The organism is Spirosoma lituiforme (genome assembly GCF_054776635.1).
On record NZ_BAAHBO010000002.1, the window covers coordinates 550,751 to 573,080 of the forward strand.

The 22,330-nt window shown below is 50.5% G+C and carries 22 protein-coding genes; 13 read left to right on the top strand and 9 right to left on the bottom strand.

Features of this window, described 5'->3' with window-relative positions; all coding sequences use genetic code 11:
- Positions 1-137 precede the first annotated feature (137 nt).
- The 6 genes from ACYU87_RS10700 to ACYU87_RS10725 all read right to left on the bottom strand — a co-directional run bounded on the left by ACYU87_RS10700 (position 138) and on the right by ACYU87_RS10725 (position 5,341).
- Complete coding sequence (locus ACYU87_RS10700) at positions 138-1,574, bottom strand: DUF5723 family protein (protein ID WP_461134057.1); 1,437 nt, start codon at positions 1,572-1,574, stop codon at positions 138-140.
- Between the two features lie 371 nt (positions 1,575-1,945).
- Positions 1,946-2,548 carry a NifU family protein gene (locus ACYU87_RS10705; protein WP_461134058.1) on the bottom strand — a complete coding sequence of 201 codons (603 nt, stop codon included), beginning with the start codon at positions 2,546-2,548 and terminating at the stop codon, positions 1,946-1,948.
- Positions 2,549-2,754: 206 nt separating this feature from the next.
- The gene (rpmA, locus tag ACYU87_RS10710) at positions 2,755-3,036 is read right to left on the bottom strand and encodes a 50S ribosomal protein L27 (RefSeq protein WP_461134059.1); all 282 of its coding nucleotides are present in this window, start codon (positions 3,034-3,036) and stop codon (positions 2,755-2,757) included.
- Between the two features lie 98 nt (positions 3,037-3,134).
- Positions 3,135-3,452 carry a 50S ribosomal protein L21 gene (gene rplU / locus ACYU87_RS10715; protein WP_460935569.1) on the bottom strand — a complete coding sequence of 106 codons (318 nt, stop codon included), beginning with the start codon at positions 3,450-3,452 and terminating at the stop codon, positions 3,135-3,137.
- Positions 3,453-3,578: 126 nt separating this feature from the next.
- Positions 3,579-4,340 (bottom strand): HpcH/HpaI aldolase family protein, encoded by a 762-nt coding sequence (locus ACYU87_RS10720; RefSeq protein ID WP_461134060.1) that lies wholly within the window; start codon positions 4,338-4,340, stop codon positions 3,579-3,581.
- Between the two features lie 98 nt (positions 4,341-4,438).
- The gene (locus ACYU87_RS10725; RefSeq protein ID WP_461134061.1) at positions 4,439-5,341 is read right to left on the bottom strand and encodes a histone deacetylase family protein; all 903 of its coding nucleotides are present in this window, start codon (positions 5,339-5,341) and stop codon (positions 4,439-4,441) included.
- A 116-nt stretch (positions 5,342-5,457) separates the two neighbouring features.
- On the opposite strand from ACYU87_RS10725, the gene ACYU87_RS10730 reads away from it, so the two are divergent.
- From ACYU87_RS10730 to ACYU87_RS10740, 3 genes are all read left to right on the top strand, one after another.
- Positions 5,458-6,207, top strand: a complete 750-nt coding sequence (locus ACYU87_RS10730; RefSeq protein WP_461134062.1) for an SDR family oxidoreductase — start codon at positions 5,458-5,460, stop codon at positions 6,205-6,207.
- A 141-nt stretch (positions 6,208-6,348) separates the two neighbouring features.
- The gene (locus ACYU87_RS10735) at positions 6,349-6,789 is read left to right on the top strand and encodes a hypothetical protein (RefSeq protein WP_461134063.1); all 441 of its coding nucleotides are present in this window, start codon (positions 6,349-6,351) and stop codon (positions 6,787-6,789) included.
- 47 nt (positions 6,790-6,836) lie between these two features.
- Positions 6,837-7,139, top strand: a complete 303-nt coding sequence (locus tag ACYU87_RS10740; RefSeq protein ID WP_461134064.1) for a hypothetical protein — start codon at positions 6,837-6,839, stop codon at positions 7,137-7,139.
- A gap of 112 nt (positions 7,140-7,251) precedes the next feature.
- On the opposite strand, the gene ACYU87_RS10745 is transcribed toward ACYU87_RS10740, so the two are convergent.
- Positions 7,252-7,971, bottom strand: a complete 720-nt coding sequence (locus ACYU87_RS10745; RefSeq protein WP_461134065.1) for a YciE/YciF ferroxidase family protein — start codon at positions 7,969-7,971, stop codon at positions 7,252-7,254.
- A 330-nt stretch (positions 7,972-8,301) separates the two neighbouring features.
- Here ACYU87_RS10745 and ACYU87_RS10750 point away from each other — a divergent pair, with 330 nt between their 5' ends.
- Entirely contained in the window at positions 8,302-9,537 is a 1,236-nt protein-coding gene (locus tag ACYU87_RS10750; RefSeq protein WP_461134066.1) for a PQQ-dependent sugar dehydrogenase, read from the top strand.
- Positions 9,538-9,743: 206 nt separating this feature from the next.
- On the opposite strand, the gene ACYU87_RS10755 is transcribed toward ACYU87_RS10750, so the two are convergent.
- Together ACYU87_RS10755 and ACYU87_RS10760 are read right to left on the bottom strand one after the other, a co-directional pair.
- On the bottom strand, positions 9,744-10,562 hold the full coding sequence (locus ACYU87_RS10755; protein ID WP_461134369.1) for a glycoside hydrolase family 16 protein: 819 nt from the start codon (positions 10,560-10,562) through the stop codon (positions 9,744-9,746).
- Between the two features lie 100 nt (positions 10,563-10,662).
- The gene (locus ACYU87_RS10760) at positions 10,663-11,502 is read right to left on the bottom strand and encodes an alpha/beta hydrolase (protein ID WP_461134067.1); all 840 of its coding nucleotides are present in this window, start codon (positions 11,500-11,502) and stop codon (positions 10,663-10,665) included.
- A gap of 146 nt (positions 11,503-11,648) precedes the next feature.
- Here ACYU87_RS10760 and ACYU87_RS10765 point away from each other — a divergent pair, with 146 nt between their 5' ends.
- The 9 genes from ACYU87_RS10765 to ACYU87_RS10805 all read left to right on the top strand — a co-directional run bounded on the left by ACYU87_RS10765 (position 11,649) and on the right by ACYU87_RS10805 (position 22,319).
- The gene (locus tag ACYU87_RS10765; RefSeq protein ID WP_461134068.1) at positions 11,649-12,353 is read left to right on the top strand and encodes an esterase family protein; all 705 of its coding nucleotides are present in this window, start codon (positions 11,649-11,651) and stop codon (positions 12,351-12,353) included.
- Between the two features lie 10 nt (positions 12,354-12,363).
- Positions 12,364-12,804, top strand: coding sequence for a DinB family protein (locus ACYU87_RS10770; protein WP_461134069.1), 441 nt, complete (start codon positions 12,364-12,366; stop codon positions 12,802-12,804).
- A 155-nt stretch (positions 12,805-12,959) separates the two neighbouring features.
- On the top strand, positions 12,960-14,057 hold the full coding sequence (locus ACYU87_RS10775) for an ATP-grasp domain-containing protein (protein WP_461134070.1): 1,098 nt from the start codon (positions 12,960-12,962) through the stop codon (positions 14,055-14,057).
- A 96-nt stretch (positions 14,058-14,153) separates the two neighbouring features.
- Positions 14,154-14,564 carry a hypothetical protein gene (locus ACYU87_RS10780; RefSeq protein WP_461134071.1) on the top strand — a complete coding sequence of 137 codons (411 nt, stop codon included), beginning with the start codon at positions 14,154-14,156 and terminating at the stop codon, positions 14,562-14,564.
- 377 nt (positions 14,565-14,941) lie between these two features.
- Positions 14,942-16,600 (top strand): TldD/PmbA family protein, encoded by a 1,659-nt coding sequence (locus ACYU87_RS10785; RefSeq protein ID WP_461134072.1) that lies wholly within the window; start codon positions 14,942-14,944, stop codon positions 16,598-16,600.
- 90 nt (positions 16,601-16,690) lie between these two features.
- On the top strand, positions 16,691-18,055 hold the full coding sequence (locus ACYU87_RS10790) for a TldD/PmbA family protein (protein ID WP_461134073.1): 1,365 nt from the start codon (positions 16,691-16,693) through the stop codon (positions 18,053-18,055).
- A 298-nt stretch (positions 18,056-18,353) separates the two neighbouring features.
- Complete coding sequence (locus ACYU87_RS10795; protein ID WP_461134074.1) at positions 18,354-19,994, top strand: TldD/PmbA family protein; 1,641 nt, start codon at positions 18,354-18,356, stop codon at positions 19,992-19,994.
- Between the two features lie 105 nt (positions 19,995-20,099).
- Positions 20,100-21,437: a TldD/PmbA family protein gene (locus ACYU87_RS10800; RefSeq protein ID WP_461134075.1), complete on the top strand. Its 1,338-nt coding sequence runs from the start codon at positions 20,100-20,102 to the stop codon at positions 21,435-21,437.
- 210 nt (positions 21,438-21,647) lie between these two features.
- Positions 21,648-22,319 carry a Uma2 family endonuclease gene (locus ACYU87_RS10805; RefSeq protein ID WP_461134076.1) on the top strand — a complete coding sequence of 224 codons (672 nt, stop codon included), beginning with the start codon at positions 21,648-21,650 and terminating at the stop codon, positions 22,317-22,319.
- Positions 22,320-22,330 lie beyond the last annotated feature (11 nt).

A 22,330-nucleotide genomic window follows, 5' to 3' on the forward strand; every position in this document is an offset into this window, starting at 1 on the left:
AAGCTGATCAGCCATTCGTCGGAAAACCAGGAGTGCCCAAAGGGTCCTGACTACCTGTTGACTTGCAGACTTACTGGCGGCTACTGATGACTCAGCGCAGTGCCTGACCAAATTTACGCAAAAACAGCATCCAAATGTCAACGATCGTACCGTTCTCTGTTGGCTCGGCCAATCCCGAAAGCCAGCCCGAGGTAAACATCCAGGCCACGAGGTTTGATGCTGTTGGTACCGGTACCCAGTAGTCCCAGCAGGTTATCAGTGCCAAGCCAGCCCGGTCCTACCCGCACCGAAGCACCGGCTGTTAACCCGCCATTCAAATAGGCAATAGGGGCCGCCAGGCTCAACCAGCGCGCATCGTACCGGGGCGTCACGGCCAGGAGGGTTGGTTGGTGAATGGCGCTTGCCTGCACCGACCGCATATCCCGCAAATACGTCACGTTGATACCCAGCCCACCGGGCAATTGATAATCGGCAGAGAGGTTCAGCGACGTTGGCAAGCCGGCATTAAACCGCTGGCTATCCGGCGTACGGCCCGTGTTCAGTTTTGTCTGTATGACTTCCGCAATACCTTGTGGTCCACTGACCTGATTGAAATCACTTCCTTTAAACTTGGCCGGATTCGCGCTTAAATCATTGTACTCATACTTCGGACCCGAGTAGGTCAGCCCGCCAATATCGGTTAAGGCAGCGCCCAGTTGTAACGTTGGGCTGTCTTCGTCGTATTGATCGATGTAGGTCAACCCAATATCAAGGCCCAGTCCTTTACCCGGTGCCGACGTGCTGAACAGGGTATTTGGGGTCAGGCTACGATTTCCCAGAAACGTCGTGTACGCCAGGGTAGCGTCGAGTTTATTGACTTCCAGAATGGCAGTGTTTGCGTTGTTGGGGTCTGTCACGATACGATAATTCAGCCCCCGGTTGATCAGCTGTTGAGCATTGTAACCAAGCAAAAATTTAGCCGTTGCTCCCAACAAGAGTTTACGGCCATCGCCTTCCAGAATAGCGCCGGCATACGTCAGGCCCAGCTCAGCGTAGGTATTGGTGTTTGCACTAAACTTATTGTCGTTGCTGGGAACACTGTAAAAAGCACCATCGCTCAGGCTCGCCCGGAGCGCCGACAGAAGCGGTTCAGAAGCGCCAACAACCTGACCAACGGCCCGGAAACGCGTGGTAACCGCGAAAGCGCTGCTCTGCCCCGTTTTAACCAGAAAGGACGGTCCTCGCACCTCGCCCCAGATGGTACCGTTCTTGGGTCTCCCGTTCAACATTTCCTGGGTGTAGTCGGACGAGAACTTGACCGACCCATCCGCACTTTTGTATTGGCCTGGTACAGTCCCTGTAACCAAACGCACCAACGAAAAAGGAGCCTGATACCGGACATAGTTATTATCGACGTGGCCGTTGCCCGTAAAAAGATTCAGGTAAAACTTCGACGGAGAATCGGCAGCCAGGGCGGGGTTGATGTAAAGGCGGTTGGTTCCACCGTAACGACTGGTCGAAATACCAAGTAAATTTTGCGAAAAGCCGGTTGTTGACAGAAGCAGAGAGGATAGTAACGCAAACGAATACTTCATGCAGTTGGAGTTGAATGGCACAATGAACTGCAAAGTAAACCCCTACCGACGGGCATGGGTTACTAAAACCAGCTTTATTTTGATTTATTGGTCTGGGGCAGGCGGGTAAATCATGCATTTTTCAACCATTTATTACGCTGTCTGTTTCGTGAAGTATGTCCTTATCACAGCGTTAAATAAAGTGGCACGAATGGTTCGTGAAGATCGGAGCGCCGACTGCACGAACCACGGAAGTAAGCAGATAGCGTAGTAAACAAGGGTTTGTCGTAGCAGACAATACACTAAACAAAAACTGCCGTTTCCGTAACTATAAAGAGTTACGAAACGGCAGTCAGCTATCGGTATACCAGTTACCCGGTAAGCTACTTGCATTAAACGCCCTCGGCTTCAACTAATTTAACCTCGGGTACCAGGCGGGTCAACAGGTTTTCGATGCCGGATTTCAGGGTAAGTGTAGACGAAGGACAACCGCTGCACGAACCCTGCAACAGCACTTTTACAGTGCCACTTGGCTCGTCGAACGAATAAAAGCTAATGGCTCCGCCATCTGATTCAACGGCAGGTTTGATGTATTGGTCCAATACGGCTTTTATCTTCTGGACCGTTTCGGAGTCCATGTCGAGTTTCGTCGTGTTGGTATCTACCGTTCGTTGCGAGAAAACGGGGTTTTGTCCGCCAAAGTAGTCTTTAAGAAAGAGTTTGAGCTCCAGCAACACCTCATCCCAATCCGTTTCGTCGTCTTTGGTGACCGTGACAAAGTTGGCCGAAATAAACACCCGGCGTACAAAATCGAACCCGAACAGCGCAACCGCCAATGGAGAGGCCTTTCCTTCGAGCAGGGCATCCCCTGGCGTAGCGTAATCAAAGGAGAGCCCTTCCGGAACCAGTTCAAAATTAACGACGAACTTCATAGAGTTCGGATTGGGGCTTCCTTCTGTAAAGATGGATACAGGACGGCTTAGCGTAGGATTCATCGGCAAGAGTGTTTTCAGTTTACGTATGCACCTGTGCGGCATTCGTACAGGCCTAACAGTAACAACGTTTTTTTAGTTTTTATGCACGAAAAAACCCGCCCGACGTTGTCGAGCGGGTTTCGAAAAGTCTTCAGCGTCAGAAGCAACTCAATACAGATATACTATCTGCGGTCAGTCACCTATTTTCTGTTGACTTAATGCCTTCCTTAAGCAGCTACTTCAACTGCCGCTGTTTCAGCTGGAACGATGTCCACGTACGAACGGCTGTCGCGGCCCGGACGGAACTTCACCGTACCCGCTACCAGCGCAAATAACGTGTAATCTTTACCTAAACCGACGTTTTTGCCGGGGTGGTGTTTCGTACCGCGCTGACGCACGATGATGTTGCCAGCGATGGCTGACTCGCCACCGAACAACTTAACACCCAGCCGCTTGCTATGCGAATCACGGCCGTTTCTGGAACTACCTACACCTTTCTTGTGTGCCATTTTCTTTAGAAGTTAGGAGTCAGGATTGAGAATCGAGGAGTTTCTGGTGCACTTGAGTCAGCCATTCTCACTCCTTCCTTCTTATTCCTATCTACTAGTTATAGAGTTATGTCTTCAATCATGACCTTCGTCAGGTACTGACGGTGGCCGTTTTTCTTTTTGTATCCTTTCCGGCGTTTCTTTTTGAAGATGATAACCTTCTCGCCTTTCAGGTGTTCGACTATTTTAGCCGATACTGCCGCTCCTGCGACAGTTGGAGCACCAACGGTAATGCTCCCTTCGTTGTCAACAAGGAGAATTTTCACCTTGTCGGAGGCAAGTGCAGCGTCCACGTCACCTTCTAACCGATGGGTATAGATGTGGCGACCCTTCTGGATCTTGAATTGCTGCCCTGCGATCTCTACGATTGCGTACATGTGTTTGTATGAAATTGGAAATGAGGGTGCAAAGGTAAAAAAAATGTGTGATATATGGTATATGAGTTTTGATATAAAAAATACGTCAACACCAGATTCTATACCTTACACATCTATCATACATCCCTACCCTCTTCCCTTCATAAAATCCGACGAGGCCGTTTTCAATAAACCAGCAAAAGAGTTCAGGCAGAACAGAACGCCCCGATCAATCAGCGCCCGCGCCTGGTCACCGGTAGCGGCTGTGGTTCCGGCAATGAGCCCGGCCTTCCTGATTTTTTCAACCACACCGGCAATCGTTCGTTTGACCTCGTCGTGGCCGGGACCATCGTAGTAACCCATGCTCATGGCTAAGTCGCGGGGGCCGATCACAAATCCGTCTATTCCCTCTACCGTTAGCAGATCGTCGAGGTTGTCTATTGCCTCTTTGTCTTCAATTTGAGCCAGCACCAGCAACTGCTCGTTGGCAAATGAGACAAACTCACCCTGGTTCATGCTCCCCAACAAATAGTCGTTGGCCCGAACGGGCGCAAAACCACGGGAACCTACGGGCGGATAGTTCACCGCCTGCACCAGCGCTTCGGCTTCGGCAACGGTACTGATGGCCGGCATCATAATACCCATTACGCCCGCATCCAGAAATTGAAGAATCAACTTGGGGTCGTTGCTACGCACCCGGGCCAATGGCGTAATACCGCTTAGTTCGCAGGCCCGCACGATGTTCTGCACCTCGGATGTCGTAACGGAACTATGTTCGCCGTCGATCATGTAAAAATCCAGTCCGGAATACCCGCACAATTCGGCCACAGTCGGATCATTGCTATTGGACAGGACACCCAGTACGGGCTGGTTATTTTTGAGTCTGGTTTTGACGATATTCTGCTTCATAGTCTAGGTAAAACGAACGCCGTGTCCTGTTTTACTACGTTTCGGTGAACGAATTTTTGAGCGAGCAAGATACAACCGAATTAATCCAAAAATTCTGGTCAAAAAAATAGGTCGGCGGCCACCCGGAATGTGTTGCAGTGGGCTTCTACGATATCGGTCAGGCGGGGTGAGTAGCCCCCCCCCATCGAGACAGCAATCGGCAACCCGTGTTTGAGGGCCTGTTCAAACACGAAAATGTCGCGCTGTTTGCACCCGTCCCGACTTACACTCAACTTACCCAACCGATCAGACGCCAGAATATCGACACCCGACACGTAAAATAAAAAGTCAGGCTGCACCTGTTGAATCAGACCGGGCAACCGATCATAAAGCGTATTTAGATACACGTCGTCGGTCGTGCCGGATGGTAGATTGATGTCCAGATCCGATTGCTCTTTTTTAAGTGGATAGTTGTCCTGTCCCTGCACACTGAACGTAAAAACCCGGGGTTCATGCTGAAACATGCAGGCGGTTCCGTTTCCTTGGTGCACATCCAGATCGATCACCAGAATTTGCCGCGCCTGGCCTGTTTCGAGCAGGTAATGTGCCGCTACGCCCACGTCGTTGAGCATACAGAACCCTTCGCCCCGCTCCGGGAAAGCGTGGTGCGTGCCCCCCGCAATGTTCATGGCCACCCCATCCCGGCGAGCCAGTTGTGTACAGTCAATGGTTCCCTGCGTAATAATCCATTCCCGTTCAATGAGTTCGGGGGTTAGCGGAAACCCGATTCGGCGCATCATTTTGGGGTCGACTGTACCCGTTTTCAGGGCCTGCACGTACTCCGGCGTATGCACGCCCAGCACCCAACGGTCATCGACAGGTGCCGGACCGAAGAAATTAGCCTCCGTGCAGGTTCCCTCGTAAAGCAGTTGTTCGTGGATCAATTCGTACTTGAGCATGGGAAACCGATGCCCTTCGGGCAACCGAAGCCGGTAAACTGGCGAAAAAGCAATCTGAAGCATAGCAGCAAAAATAGCCCGGCCCGTTCGATAAAGTTAGGCATAAGTTAACCGGTTGAGCTAGCGTTGTGTTACCAAAAGCGCGTAGTTTGGTCATTTGGAGCGTTTATCCAACCCCTATGAAAACAGCAATTATTACCGGAGGAGGTCAGGGCATTGGCCGGGTGGCTACGCAGTATTTACTGACACACGGCTACCGGGTAGCCATCTGGGAAGCGGATACGGATGCCCTTGCCGAACTGCGCGAAGCCTTCAAAGCCTCTTCGGCGCAAATCCTGTTTGTGTCCTGTGACGTGTCCAGCGAAGTCAACGTAAAAAAAGCGACCGAACAGACCATTGGCCATTTTGGTCAGATTGACGCGCTTATCAATAATGCCGCTGTCATGATCGAAAAATCACTCGACAAGCTGACGCTTGATGAGTGGAACCGCGTCATTGGCACCAACCTGACGGGTTCTTTTCTCTGCGCAAAACACACCGCTCCGTTTCTGGCCGCTCAAAAAGGCAGTATCGTCAACATCAGCTCGACCCGGGCGTTCCAGTCCGAGCCCGATACGTTTGCTTACTCAGCCAGCAAGGGTGGTATTGTGGCATTAACCCATTCATTAGCCGTTAGTTTAGGTCCCGACGTACGGGTCAACGCAATCAGTCCCGGCTGGATCGATGTATCGGGATTGAAGAAAAAAGCAAAGGCGAAAACAGACGAACTCAGCCCGGAAGACAACGCGCAGCATCCGGCCGGCCGGGTAGGTCAGGCCGATGATATCGCCCGTATGATTCTGTTCCTGATCGCTCCCGAAAATAGCTTTATTACGGGTCAGAATTTCGTGGTCGACGGCGGCATGACCCGTAAAATGATTTACGTGTAAGTACACATCAAGAAAACATCCCCGATACATACGGGGTTATTTCAGAACGACACAGGGCGACCTTACGCGGTCGTTACTCCCTGTTGATTGAATTGTCTTGCTTAATCATAACCATACACCTGTTTTTATCCTTCGTCAACGATGAACATTGAACTCTCTACTGCCTCAGAATCGTCCCCTTTTGAAGTAATTGATTTGCAGGTATCCTCTCGTCCGAAGGCTGGCAAATCAATTCTTTCGGTCCGGTTTCTTTATCGTAACGATCGGTACACCAACCAGTTGCAGATGCCAGAACTGTCGTGGTTCGACGCCAGCCAGCTCCAGCGGTTTTCGCAGGATTTATCCGTAGCGCATCATCCCGAAACCTGCCAGACGGATTTGGTTGATGCTGGTTTTCGGCTCACGGGTTCTGTTAGACGCTTGGCGGGCACCTGGACCACCGGCCGGACCGTGCGGATAGAGCCCCTACCCTCGTCGGCCAATCAGTTTGTGCCCTTTACCATCCACGCTTCGCACCTCGACGTAAAAAATTACGCGAGTAAATTGTACAGCCGTTTGTGGGAAGTATTCACAAAAGGTTGAGCGAGGCCCTTCTGACATAACCTATTTCTCCTTAACAACGAACGATTATGGAAAACATGAATCAGGACTCAACTATTGGATCGACTACCGGCGGAACTGCCCAGACGCCGGACGACAGCATTATGATCAACCAGGATTACAATCCGGCTGATCTGGCTGGTGATGTGAACAATCCTCCGACCACCCCTACCGATGAGGAAGAAGCGATGGAGAACGACGGCACTGGAGCCGCATCGGGCAGCCCAAATATGGAGGTAGATAAGTCCAATTACGGCAACGGAGATACACTGGGCAATAATGACGGCACAGAAACCGATCCTGAACTGACTGACCCTGTCAGCAACAGGTAATTCACGAAGACTAGCGAGGTCAGGTAGTTTACTCACCACGCGATTTATTAATGAAAAAAGCCGGGCGTCAAATTTTGACGCCCGGCTTTTTTTTGTAAAATCTGGTTAAGAATTACAGCGAGCGACTGCCGCCCAGCAGGCTCCCGTCCGATGAGCCATAGCCCGAAGTCGTTGACCCGTAGCCCGTTGTTATCGTATCATCGCTGTAACGAGTGCCATCGGGGTTCACCGCTGTATTGCGTTGATCGGCATATTGAACAGACTCTGAATCAGATGAGTTATCATCTTCCGAAGCAGCGCGCTGGTTAATGAACGACTCGGCTATTTTGGTCAGTTTACGATCCGTATTTTTTTCTTCTTCCAGCGTTTGCTGCAACAGGCGGGCAGCATCCGTATAACCCAGTACCTTGGCCAGCGTCACCGCCGATCCGTAGGCCGCAATTTCGTGGTGCTCAATCTTCTGTCCGGCAATGATCAGACCGGCATCACGCGTTAAGGAGCCGGATTCGGTGCTCGAAACAACAGTTTGTGCATCTTCGACCAGACCATCTATAGCGGCACACGTCTTATCATCAGCGTCGGCGTCAATGCTGCGAAATACATCTTCCAGCCGGGCAACTTGGCCGCGGGTTTCTTCCTGATGCTGAAGAAACGCGTCTCTTACTTCGTCCGTGGTCGATGCGTCGGCTTGTTCGCCAAGTGCGTCGACAGCTTGTTTTTCGGCGTAGTAAATACCCCGCAGTTCATTGATGAAAAGGCCGTGCAGTCCTTCCCGTGTGTCGTTATCACTACCACCGAAAAAATTAGCAATTTGAGATCCTAAAGAAGCCATGTTGTCTATCAGTTAAATGGTTTAACGTTGAATTCAGTCAACGGGTCAGCTAAAACTGTGCCATGTACTGACCGTGTGGCAGTTAGCTATTTATCAGGACGACTAGTGCATATGTTTTTCCACAGATTTTGTAGAGTGTTGGTCATGCTACTCATTTCTATACCCCGATCAATTCTGAAACAAGGCTTTACGGACTAGCCTGAACGCTTAAACATGTGTACAACTTTCAGGTTTAAGGAATATTAATCGTTTTTTAATGAAGGTTAAAATATAGCATTCAGCAAAAAAAACGGCACAACCCTCAACGTACTAAAAAAAGCCAGCATCAACATGAGAAACGTAGTCAAACCAATGATTTTGCCGGGTATAGTGGCGGCATCGCTACTCGTCTCCTGTAGTAAAGATGAGGTGTTCAACACCCGCATTCCGGAAACAAATCAGCAACCCACCGCTGCCCAGGTGCAGGGCAGCGTTTTTGAACCCGCCCTGGTACCAGCCACCGACGCACGCATTGCGCAGCTCAAAGTACCTGCTGGCTTCAGTATCGCTAAGTTTGCTGACCAGCTTGGTAAACCCCGAATGTTGACCGTTGGTGAAACCGGAAACGTATACGTAACAAGCCGGGCAGCGGGAACAGTTACTTTACTTCGGGACACAAACAATGACGGGCAGGCAGACCAGAGACAGGTCGTCGCAACGATTAAAGATGTGCATGGCCTGGCAATCTACTCGGGTAAAATGTACATGGTATCGATTCACGAGGTATTCTCAGCTACCATCAATGCCGACGGTACATTAGGAACTCCGCAGCAACTGATTGGCAATTTGCCGGATGCCGGGCAGCACCCGAACCGCACAATTGCTTTCGGGCCAGATGGATTTATGTACATTACGGTAGGAAGCACCTGCAACGCCTGCGCCGATACGAATCCGGAAAGTGCCACTATATTACGCGCCAATCCGGATGGAACAGGTCGGCGGATTTTCGCCAAAGGATTGCGCAATACCATTGGCTTTGGCTGGCATCCGGAAACAAAAGAACTTTACGGCTTCGACCACGGCATTGACTGGCTGGGCGACGACCAACAGAAAGAAGAGCTGAATGTTATTAAGGATGGCGCGTTTTACGGCTGGCCTTACATCTACGGTGATGGCAACTACAACCCGCACCCAAGACCGATGGGCGATACGACGTATGCGCAGATCCTGGCAAAAACCACCTTGCCTGTTTTACAGTACGATGCGCACGCAGCTCCTCTGGGTATGGTATTCTATACGGCGGGAACCAGCGCAACGAGCAGTTTTCCGGCTGAATATCGGAACGACGCCATTGCAACCATGCGCGGCTCCTGGAATCGCAGTCAGCCATCGGGCTATAACGTAGTACGGGTGCATTTCGAAGGTGGCAAACCAGTCCGGATCGACAACCTGGTAACGGGTTTTGTGGTCGAAAACAACCAGTCTCAGTTTGGCCGCCCCGTGGGTATAGCTACCATGCCAGATGGCTCCCTCCTGTTCACCGACGACAACAATGGCATCATCTATCGCGTAAGCTATAAGAAATGATTTTCTGAACGAAGGAAAGCCCGCCCGAGAAGGTGGGCTTTTTTTTTGTTTTTAGATAGTGATCGATACGGGAATCGAACCTGTACTGCCGCCGTGAAAGGGCAATGTCCTGAACGCCAGATGAATCAGCCGGCTTGTTTATCCTCTATGATTTGTGTCTTCACAAACCAAGGATAAAGGCCTCACCAGTTGAACTGGTGAACGAACTATTGATACACCCGCACATAATCGATAGCCATGCGTTGCGGCCAGATTGTTTCGTCCACTCCCTTCTGACCGCCCCAGTTACCGCCAACGGCCACGTTCAGAATCAGGGAAAAGGGTTGGTCGAACGGCCATTGGGCTTCGCTATCGCCTAAAACCGACTTTTGAACGGTGTAGTATTTCTGATCATCCACAAAAAAATCAATCTGGCCCGCAGTCCACTCGATGGCGTATAGATGAAAGGATCCCGTCACATCCTTTATTGACACAGCTTTTCCTTTCTCGGTTTTTTTAGCGTGGTTGTAGGCTTCCGTATGAACCGTTCCGTGAATGATGCCCTCATCATAGCCAACGTGTTCCATGATGTCTATTTCGCCACTGCGGGGCCATTTTACCGTCGATATGTTTTCTCCCAGCATCCAGATAGCGGGCCAGGTACCTACTCCTTTCGGTAATTTTGCCATGACTTCAATCCGCCCGTAAGTCCAGGTTGCCTTGTTACGGGTTACCAGCCGCGCCGATGTGTATGCCTGCCCCTGGTGGTCTTCCTTTCGAGCTTCAATAAATAGCGTCCCGTTTTCAATGCGGGCATTTTCGGGACGCCGGGCTGTGTAGTACTGCAATTCATTGTTACCCCATCCGTTTCCGCCAACGTCATATCCCCACTTGGCGGAATCCGGCAGACCGGATTTGTTGAATTCATCACTCCAGACCAGTTTTCGGGGCGGGTTCGGCGAACGCATAGGAACCAGTACATAAGGGCTCTTGCAAGCCAGCAAGAGCCCCACAACCAACGTTGCCAGTAACTTCACTCCGTCCATATTTAGGTTTTTAAAAGCAATCTTGAGGTTGATAATAGTCGCAAGATCCATCACCGCTTGCGGCTTTGCTCGGCATGGCAAAGGGTTTACGTTTGGCGACTTACTCATTGGCAAAGGCCCAGGTCAAAAAATCGGGCATGATGGCGCTCCACGTTTCCTGATCGTGCTTGCCGCCCTTTAGTTCGACATAACGGATGGCGCGATCCCGGTCGTATCCTTTTTTGACTAGTTCATCCATCAGGTCAGTTGTGTCATCAATCGCATCGATGATACCGTTGTTGTTTCGGTCGCTGGTTTCGTCTTCGGTACCGGTTTCAAACCAGAATTTAAGCTTCTCGTCGTATGTTCCTTTTCGAACCAGATCGTGCATAATCCGGTCGGTTTCATCCCGGTAGCCGTCGGCCGTACTTTTACTCCGCCACCAGAACGAACCCGAAAATACGCCAGCCCGACCAAAGCGATCGGGGTGGTGAAAAACAAGATCGAAAGCCGATAACCCACCCAGCGAGAATCCGGCAAACACCGACTGGTTGGGTTCAGTACGTACGCGATACTGCTTCCTGATATACGGCAACAATTCCGTCAAAACAAAATCCGTGTAGAGAGCGGCTTTGCTGCCCCGATTCATGTAATCGGCCTGAGCCGCCGTGCCGTATTCCTGAATCCGGTCACCCGCATGCACGGCAACCAGTACGAACGGTCGGACAGCCCTTTTCTGATACAATGAATCCAGAACATTGGTCATGTGCAAACGCGGTAGATCCTGCCCGTCGTTGAGGTAAAGTACGGGATAGGCGGTATCGTCGGCTCGATAGCCAGGCGGCAAGATGATGGTCAGATGAACCGTTCGGTTAAGCGGAACGGACTGCAATGAATCGGGCTGCGAAGCCGTTGCAACGACTCGTTCAACAGGGTTATAAACCGGTAAAGAGTCAGCCATACAGGAAAATAATGTCAGGATAAGTACAATCACGAGCTACAAAATTGAGATTTTTTCAACTCATACCGGCCTGTTTTTCGTCAGCATTAGCTATTTCGGCTATTTTCATACCAAATTTGTGGCGGTCTCATCAAACGAACATACTTGTGCAGGAAGATTATCGGAAATTCTATTCGCACCACCTCGGGCGCGACATTGAGATGCTGGTTTATGGCAACTGGGGGTACCCGGTGGTACTTTTCCCAACGTCGATGGGGCACTATTACGAGTACAAAGACTTCGGTCTGACCGAGACAGCCCGCTGGTTTGTTGAGACGGGTAAAGTAAAGTTGTACTGCATCGGCAGCATCGACCGCGATAGCTGGTACGCCAAACACCTGCATCCCGGCACCCGAATCTGGAACCACGTACTCTACGACCGTTTTTTGCACGAGGAATTAGTACCCAGCATTCAACGGGAGTGCAACGTTAAAAAAATTGGCGTTTCGGGCGCGTCGTTTGGTGGCTATCATGCCCTCAATTTCGCTTTTCGGCACCCGGAACAGGTGGGCCATTTGCTCACGATGGGCGCGGCTTTTGACATTCGCTCGTTTCTGGGCGGGTATTACGACGAAAACGTCTATTTGAACAACCCACCCGACTTTTTGCCCAATGCCCAGAATAACGAGTTCTACCACATGAATATCGTACTGGGAACGTCGGAGTACGATTTCTGCAAAGAGTCAAATTACCGTATATCGGGCATTCTCAGCCGAAAAGGCATTCGTCATCAGCTGGATGTAACACCCTGGGGTAACCACGACTGGCCCGTCTGGAAAGATCAGTTTCCGCGTTATTTAAGCATGATTTAACCGCTGCCCAATGGATTCCCTCGACCGCCTTGCTACCTATGTTGACCAGGTACCCGTTCATCTGCGGAGCTTACCAGACGATCAACTTCTGAATCAGCAGCCCGGAAAATGGTCCAGGAAAGAAATTCTGGGACATCTGATCGACTCGGCCATCAATAATCTGAAGCGGTTTACAGATGCGCAATTTGCGGATGATTCTTATCTGGTTCAGCCGTACAATCAGGATGAATTAGTAAAGCTGAACAAATACCAATGCGCACCATTGGAACATTTGTTGATACTTTGGCAAAGCCTTAACAGGCAACTTATAATTGTTACCCGGTCTATACCGGTGAATGCCCTAAGCCGACCAGTTCAATTCGGCCAGATCGACATGGAACCCAGAACGTTGGAGTGGCTTGTTCATGATTACGTTGCTCACCTAGAACATCACCTAAAAACACTCTTGTAACCGGCTTTTGTATCCAGGTTAAGGTGAAATTAATACATGAGTGGGTCAAACAAACCAGAAAGCGATAGGTTTACCTCATCAACCACCAATCAGAACAAAACACTTTTTCGTTTCATTAATCAACAATAACAAAAGCCCCCTCTAACTATCTTATTATGAGCACTAAAAACAAGATAGGCATCTTATTTGGCCAGGAGAATACATTTCCGCAGGCTTTTGTGGATCGCGTCAATGAAAAGCAAAGCCAGTTTCCGGCCGAGTTTGTCAGCATCGATCAGGTTGAACAAAGTGTCCCAACCGATTATGCCGTAATCATCGACCGGATTTCTCAGGATGTGCCGTTCTACAAAGCGTTTCTTAAAAATGCGGCCCTGACGGGTACTGCCGTTGTCAATAACCCCTTCTGGTGGAGTGCCGACGAGAAATTCTTTAACAATGCACTGGCAGTCCAGCTAGGGGTTCCTGTTCCTAAAACCATTCTGCTTCCTTCAAAAGAGCGACCCGACGATACTAACCACAACTCGTTCCGCAATCTGCAAAACATGGATTGGGATCGTATTTTCAACCACATCGGCTTTCCGGCTTTCATGAAGCCCCACGCTGGCGGAGGCTGGAAAAGTGTCTATAAAGTAGACAACCCGGACCAGATGTTCAAGGCATACGACGAAACGGCACAACTCGTTATGCTGTATCAGGAAGCCATTGACTTCACGGATTATTTCCGTTGCTATTGCATTGGCGGAAAAGATGTTCGGATCATGCCTTACGAGCCACGGAATCCCCATCATCTGCGTTATGCCGCCGAAATGCAGACCACTGGCGACGCGGGCAAGAAGCTGTTGGCAACCATGACTGATTACGTATTGAAACTGAACCACGGCCTTGGCTATGACTTCAACACGGTTGAGTTTGCCGTGCGTGATGGTATCCCTATCGCCATCGACTTCTGCAATCCAGCCCCCGACGCGGACATTCATTCGGTTGGTCAGGAAAACTTTGAGTGGGTTGTTGAGGCTGCCGCGAACATGGCTATTGACCGGGCGAAGAAAGCACAAAAAGGTGGTGACAATTTGACCTGGGGTACCTTTGTTCGCCATTCTATAGCGCATCCGGGACCCGTACCGGCTCCGCCGAAAGAGCCAAAGGCTCCGAAAGAAGAGAAAGAGCCAAAAAAAGAGCCCAAAGGCGAAAAGCCGGCGAAGGCCGAGAAGGCAGTAGAAAAACCTGAAAAGCCAAAGAAGGGCAAAAAATAGTAACATCTAATTTTGTGAATGACTGTGCCGTGGCTAGTTTCGTACCAGTCACGGCACAGTCATTGATAAAAGGTATCTTACCGAAAAAGCTTGTTTATGCGTTTACTTGTCTGTTCCATCGTTTTCTTGTGTGGTTTTACGGCTTGTACAAAATCAGAATCTGTTACGCCCGATGCGCTGACGGGTGTATGGATTGAGGAAACGGCCCGACAGGATACCCTCTTCTTTAACCTCGATCAATCCGGCAAATCACTGCCGAATACCTTACTGGTCAGACGCGGGAAAGAAGTCAATCAGGGCGGGAGTCTGGTCCCTAAACTGGGCAGCGGGTTCTACCAGTATAGCCTGTTGAATAATCGGATCAGCGTACGGAATACCCTCTCCAGTTCGTCGCAACTCACAGATTACTGGATTGAACAAAGCGACAAAAAGTTGCTGATCGACAACTTCTTCGAGCTAGCTCCTAATCAGCCCGCTACGGTTACCCGAACGTTCGTTCGCTTATAATCCCTGAATCGACTTTCTGCTCACGGTTAAAACGTATGTAGATTACTAGTTCCCAACGCAGTACTTATTGCGTTAACGGTTTCCTTTTGCCCTTACTATGCGTCAGCAATAGGGTCTGTTCATTTCTGGCATACAGGATGATGTCTGTCGCTTCTACGGCGATAATGTTTGCCATATTATCGAGCCATTCGTCCATAAAGAATCAACTGAGTCTAAGCAATTATACCAAATAAAATTGGGTGTTTATCCGTAGTAGCCCCTTACCGTTCGTCACAAAAAGCAAGTTATATATTAATTCATTCGGCTTTTTCAGCCATATTCGTGTTTTCCAAGAACAGTTCAGGCTCAATCATCAACACTCAACTTCTTCTTAGTACATGCAGAGACGTGACTTTATCCAGTTGTCTGGCTTAGGCATTGGCGGTTTATTGACAGCTTCTATTCCCGTGCTGGGAAGCGCTGTATCGCCGGAATACCTGCTTGAAGCAAGCGGCCGGGGCGTGGGCATCGACAATGCCGAAAAAAAGCGACTGGCCGACATAGCCCTCAATGCCGCCAGGAGCAAGGGAGCTACGTACACCGACGTCCGTATCGGTCGCTATCTACAGCAGTTCGTATTTACCCGTGAGGCCAAGGTTCAGAACATTGCCAATGCCGAGTCTTATGGTATAGGCATCCGGGTCATTGCCAACGGAACCTGGGGTTTTGCCGCTACCAGCGAAGTAACCCCCCAGGGCATTGCCAAATGCGCTGAAACCGCCGTGGCCATTGCCAAAGCCAATGCCCGCCTGCAAACAGAACCCGTGCAACTGGCTCCGCAAAAGGGGGTGGGCGAGGTAACCTGGAAAACCCCGATTAAAAAGAATGCCTTCGAGATTCCGGTTCAGGAGAAGATCGATCTGCTGATGAAGGTGAACAGTGAGGCCATGAAAAACGGGGCGGCCTTCGTTACATCGAATCTGTTCTTTGTTAATGAGCAGAAGTACTTTGCCTCAACGGATGGCTCCTACATTGACCAGGATGTTCACCGCATCTGGCCGACGTTCACAGTATCGGCCGTTGACCGGGCGGTGGGTAAATTTAAAACCCGCGATGCGCTTAGCTCACCCATGGGCATGGGCTACGAATACCTGGACGGCTTGGCGTCGGAAAAGATTGCCGCGCCCAACGGCCTGATCGGTTACCGAAATTCCTACGATATGGTGGAAGATGCCATACTAGGCGCTAAACAGGCAAAAGAAAAATTGACGGCCAAAACGGTGCAGCCCGGCAAATACGATCTTGTGCTTGATCCCAATCACCTTGGCCTGACCATTCACGAGTCCGTCGGTCACCCAACCGAACTCGACCGGGTATTGGGTTATGAAGCCAACTACGCCGGCACCAGTTTCGCGACCCTCGACAAGTGGAAAACAAAGAAATTCAATTACGGCAGCAAGCTGGTCAACATTGTCGCCGACAAAACCCAGCCCCATACCCTCGGCACCGTTGGTTACGATGATGAAGGCGTTCCCTGCAAAGAGTGGGATTTGATTAAAGACGGGATTCTGGTGAACTACCAGGCCATTCGCGACCAGGTGGCTATTCTGGGCGAAAAAGAGTCGAACGGCTGTTGCTACGCCGACAACTGGGACTCTGTTCAGTTCCAGCGCATGCCGAACGTTTCGTTAAAGGCAGGTGCCGAAAAACGGTCGGTATTTGACATGATCAAGGGCGTTGACAAGGGCATCTATATCATCGGGCGCGGCTCGTATTCCATTGATCAGCAGCGCTATAACTTCCAGTTTGGCGGGCAGTTGTTCTACGAAATCAAGAACGGTGAAATTGTTGGGATGCTGGATGATGTAGCTTACCAGTCGAACACCCAGGAATTCTGGAACTCCTGCGCCCAGCTTTGCGACAAAGACGATTACCGTACGTTCGGTTCGTTTTTCGATGGCAAAGGGCAGCCTTCGCAGGTTAGTGCGGTTTCGCACGGCAGCGCCACGACCCGCTTCAACGGGGTTAATGTGATTAATACGGGTCGGAAGATATAACCGGCTTACGGTTTTTGGTTTACGGTGCGCAAAGCGGTCATGCGTCAGCCACCGTAAACCAAAAACCGTAAACTAAAAAACTCTCAAAAGATGGCAATCTTAACCAAAGAAGAATCAAAGAAGATAATTGATAAGGTATTGGCTTATTCCAAAGCCGATGAAATGAGTGTGAGTGTAACAGGTGGCCGGACAGGCAACATTCGATACGCCCGTAACTCCGTATCGACCAGTGGCGAATCCGATAACCTGTCGCTGGCCGTAACGGCCGTGTTTGGCAAACGTTCCGGCACATCGACCATCAACGAGTTTGACGATGCCTCGCTCGAAAAAACCGTTCGGCGGGCCGAAGAAATTGCCCGGCTTGCCCCCGAAAATCCGGAATACATGCCCATGCTGGGGCCGCAAAAATACCTGGAAACCAGTACGTATTCGGAAAACACCGCCAAGATAGACCCTGAGTTTCGGGCGAAGGCCGCCTTTGATAGTCTGGATCCCTGCCGCCAGAAAAACCTGACAGCTGCTGGCTACATGGAAGACTCAACGGGGTTTGCCGCCCTCGGAAACAGCAAGGGGCTTTTCGGCTACAACCGGGACACAAACGTCAATTTTTCGATCACGGTCCGCACGGCCGATGGACTGGGTTCGGGCTATGCGAATCCAGACGTTACCGATGTTAGCAAACTCAGCACGAAGGCATCTACCGAAATAGCGATGCAAAAAGCGCTGGCGTCAGCCAGTGCGAGAGCGCTGGAGCCCGGTAAGTACACGGTCATTCTGGAACCTACGGCTTCGGTTGAGTTACTGCAAAACATGATGCGGAGCATGGATGCCCGTTCCGCCGACGAAGGCCGTAGCTTTCTGAGCAAGAAAGGCGGTGGTACCCGCTTAAATGAAAAACTCTTCGACGAACGGGTAAACATTATCAGTGACCCCATGAATGCTGACCTTCCCCTATCGCCATTTGGCGGAGGAGGTGGGGGTGGCGGAGGGGGCGGCCGTTTCGGTGGGGGTGGTAGCGATGGGCTTCCGCAGGAAAAAAGAACCTGGATCGAAAATGGCGTCGTCAAGAATATGTTCTATTCGCGTTTCTGGGCCGACAAAAAAGGCGTTGCGCCAATTCCAGCCCCCGGCGGCTTCATTATGCTGGGCGGAACGCAGTCACTGGCGGATCTGATCAAGAGCACTGATAAAGGCATTTTGGTCACCCGCTTCTGGTACATCCGCGCTGTTGATCCACAAACGCAGCTCTATACGGGCTTGACGCGCGACGGTACGTTCTACATCGAAAACGGTAAGATCAAATTTCCGATCAAGAATTTCCGGTTCAATGAAAGTCCGGTCATCATGCTCAATAACGTTGAAGCACTAGGCAAACCGGTTCGGGCGGGTGGCAATTTAATACCGCCGATGAAAATCCGGGACTTTACGTTCACGAGCTTGTCGGATGCGGTATAGGCGTAAGGCGTAGGTTGAACTTTCTAAAACCGAATGACGGCAAGTTCCTTTTCTGTCATTGCGACGCAGAAGCAATCTTCAGGTGAGGAGTTTTTACACCATCCGAAGATTGCTTCTGCGTCGCAATGACGAAAAAGCCAACAGTAAAATATTAAACAACCTCGTTAAAGAATACTCAACGAGTTACGTAAGATTTGTAGACAATTTACCTATTATTTTAGCGTCAGGATGTTGCCCACCGTTAGTAAACGATTTATGGATCTTTCTCTGTGCATCTCCGTGACCCAACCAAATTAACATGAACCGCCGAGATTTTAATCAACTTTTAGGCATGGGAACCGCTGGTATCCTATTGCCGAGTTTGCCCGCGTTTTCGCGCACTGTCAGTCCGGAAGCCCTGCTGGAAGTAGGTATGGATGTTGCCCAGAAAAAACGGTTGGCCGATGCCGCGCTCAACGCAGCCAAAAGTAAAGGGGCCACTTATTCCGATGTGCGCATTGGCCGCTACCTGAATCAGTTCGTCATTACGCGGGAAGACAAAGTTCAGAACATCGTTAACACCGAATCCTATGGGGTTGGCGTTCGCGTTATTGCCGATGGCTGCTGGGGTTTTGCCGCCATTGTTGATGCGAAAAACGAGGCTGATATGGCCAGAGCCGCCGAAAAAGCCGTATCCATCGCCAAAGCCAACGCCCGCTTAATGAAAGAGCCCGTACAACTGGCCCCCCAGAAAGGCTACGGCGAAGTTTCCTGGAAAGCACCCATCAAACGCAATGCGTTTGAAGTACCCATTCAGGAGAAAGTCGATTTGCTTCTTTCGGTCAATAGTGCGGCTCTGAAAAACGGGGCCAACTACGTAAACTCGGTGATGTTTATGGTCAACGAGCAAAAATACTTTGCCTCAACGGATGGCACCTACGCCGATCAGGATATTCACCGGATCTGGCCCAACTTCACTGTTACGGCCATCGACCCGAAAACGGGCAAGTTTGAAACCCGTAATACCCTCAGCGCCCCCATGGGCATGGGCTACGACTACCTACAGGTCAACCCAGCGGATAAAGTAACGGGAATTACAACCCGTTACAACATGGGCTACGATATGCTGGAAGACGTGACAGCGGCCGCCAAACAAGCGCGTGCCAAACACTCAGCGAAGTCGGTAGAAGCCGGTAAGTATGACCTCGTCCTCGACCCATCCCACCTCTGGCTCACCATTCACGAATCGGTTGGGCACCCGCTCGAACTCGACCGCGTATTGGGCTACGAGGCCAACTTTGCCGGAACCAGCTTCGCAACCCTCGATAAATGGCAGTCCAAGAATTTCAACTATGGCAGCAAACAGGTAAACCTTATCGCCGATAAAACACAGGTCGGATCGTTGGGCGCCGTTGGCTACGACGACGAGGGCGTGAAAACCAAGAAGTGGGATCTGGTAAAAGATGGTACGCTGGTAAACTACCAGGCCATTCGCGATCAGGTTCATATTATTGGCGAGAAAGAGTCGCAGGGCTGCTGCTACGCCGATAGCTGGAGTTCGGTACAGTTTCAGCGCATGGCCAACGTATCGCTGGCGGCTGGCAAAACTCCATTATCCGTCCAGGAAATGATAAAAGATGTAAAAAAAGGCATTTACATCATTGGCGATGGCTCCTTCTCTATTGACCAGCAGCGCTACAATTTTCAGTTTGGCGGGCAGTTGTTCTACGAAATTAAGGATGGCCAGATTGCCGGTATGCTGAAAGATGTGGCTTACCAGTCGAACACCCAGGAGTTCTGGAACTCCTGCGTACAGGTTTGCGACGAACGTGACTATCGACTTGGGGGATCGTTCTTTGATGGTAAAGGACAGCCTTCGCAATCGAGTGCGGTTTCGCACGGCAGCAGCACGGCCCGTTTCAATGGTGTTAATGTGATCAATACAGCTCGGAAGATTTGACCGGTTTACGGTTTGAGGTATACGGGGCTGACGCGAACAATTGACGCGTCAGCCCCGTATACCTCAAACCGTAAACCATATATCCCCCACTACCACAGACTAAACATGGCTATTACACTTACTGAAGCAGAAGCCAAAGCCCTGCTTACCAAAGTTCTCAGTTACTCAAAAGCCGACGAATGCGAAGTTAATCTGGTCGTTGAAGAGCGCGGAAACCTTCGTTACGCCCGCAATGAAGTATCAACCAGTGGATCCCTGGTCAATCAAAACCTACAGGTACAGTCGGCGTTCGGTAAAAAAGTCGGCGTGGCTACAATTGATGAATTCGACGATGCCTCGCTCGAAAAAGTAGTTCGCCGGGCCGAAGAACTGGCCAAGCTTGCTCCCGAAAACCCGGAATACGTTGGCCTTTTAGGACCACAACAATACCAAAAGGCAACGGGCTTTTTCGATTCGACCGCTAAGGTTACCCCCGATACACGCGCTGAAGTAGTCGCTAAAAGCCTCGAGTTATCCCGTGCCCAGAACCTGGCGGCTGCGGGGTTTTTGCAGGATAATTATAGCTACTCGGCCATGATGAACTCGAAAGGCCTGTTTGCGTATTACCCAAGCACCAACGTAAACTTCTCCTTAACTGTCCGCACAAACGACGGGAAAGGGTCGGGCTACGTAGCCCGTGGCTACAGTGACTTCAGCAAACTGGATACGGCGGCTGCTACCCGGATCGCGATTCAGAAAGCGAAAGGATCGGCCGAAGCACGGGCCATAGAGCCCGGTAAATACACGGTTATTCTGGAGCCCACCGCGGCTGCCGTATTACTCGAAAACATCTTCTTCAATCTGGACGCCCGCTCCGCCGATGAAGGCCGATCGTACTTCAGTAAAGCCGGCGGGAAATCTCGGCTGGGCGATAAGATTGTCGACGAACGCGTTACGCTCTACTCGGACCCGACTAATCCAGAGCTGCCTGCTTCTCCCTGGTCGGGCGATGGACGGCCGCAGGAAAAAACGATGTGGATTGACAAAGGAGTCGTTAAAAACCTGGCTTATTCGCGCTACTGGGCGCAAAAGCAGGGCAAGAAAGCGACCCCATTCCCAAATAATCTCATCATGATGGGCGGATCGGCTTCGCTAGAAGACATGATCAAAAGCACCCAGCGCGGTATTCTGGTCACGAAACTCTGGTACATCCGCGAAGTTGACCCACAAACCATTTTGCTGACGGGCCTGACACGGGACGGGACGTTCTACATCGAGAACGGTAAGATCAAACACCCGGTCAAAAACTTCCGCTTCAACGAAAGCCCGGTCATTATGCTAAACAACCTTGAGTCGCTGGGAAAACCTGAACGGGTTGTCAGTACGGAATCAGAACAAAACTATCTGATTCCACCCATGAAGATTCGGGAGTTTACGTTTACCAGTTTGTCGGATGCCGTATAAAACCACGAGCTTTCCGTTGGAAGATGTGCCGATTAGGTATTAAGTTATGATAGCAGCGCCAGATTTAGCATTTGGCGCTGCTAATCCGAGCACTGAAAATAGGCACGACTGATTATGATTACCCCTCGAAGGGCAACGTGAACCTGTATGTCTGGCGACTCGACCTGACAGAATTTTCCGTAACTTCACGAATAACCTATCTACTGTCAAATGCTTGAAACCCGTGTTGCTGAACTTTTAGAAGCGCCCGATGCTAAACTAGTCATTGAACGGGCGCAGGCGATTCTGGCCGATGAAGCGCAACGGCGCCGGGCCTTTCGGGAATGGCTGCGCGATGATATCAAAGCCGAGTTTATCAACGGTGAAGTCATCATGCATTCGCCCGTTAAACGCCGACACCTGGATGCGTCTAAATACCTTGAAAACCTGCTTCAAAACTTTGTTCTGTTGAATGATCTGGGCGTAGTCGATTCAGAGAAAGCGCTTGTCGGCCTGACACGCAACGATTACGAGCCAGACATATGCTATTGGACTAGTGAAACGGCGGATTCTTTTGGGGATGATCAGATGGAGCATCCAGCCCCCGACTTAATCGTGGAGATTCTGTCTAAAAGTACGACAGGCCGCGATAGAGGCATCAAGTTTGACGATTATGCGGCTCATGGGGTTCGGGAATACTGGATTATCGACCCGGTTCGCAAATCAGTAGAGCAATATCAGTTAGATGAAGCAACGATGGCGTTTGCTGTCGTCGCTGTTCTGTATGTCCATGATGTACTGAATAGCCTGACTGTAAACGGGTTCCAGATTCCTGTTCTGGCAATTTTTGACAAGCAAACCAATCTGGATACCTTAAGAAAGTTGTTGACAAAACCCGCCTGATTGATTCCTAA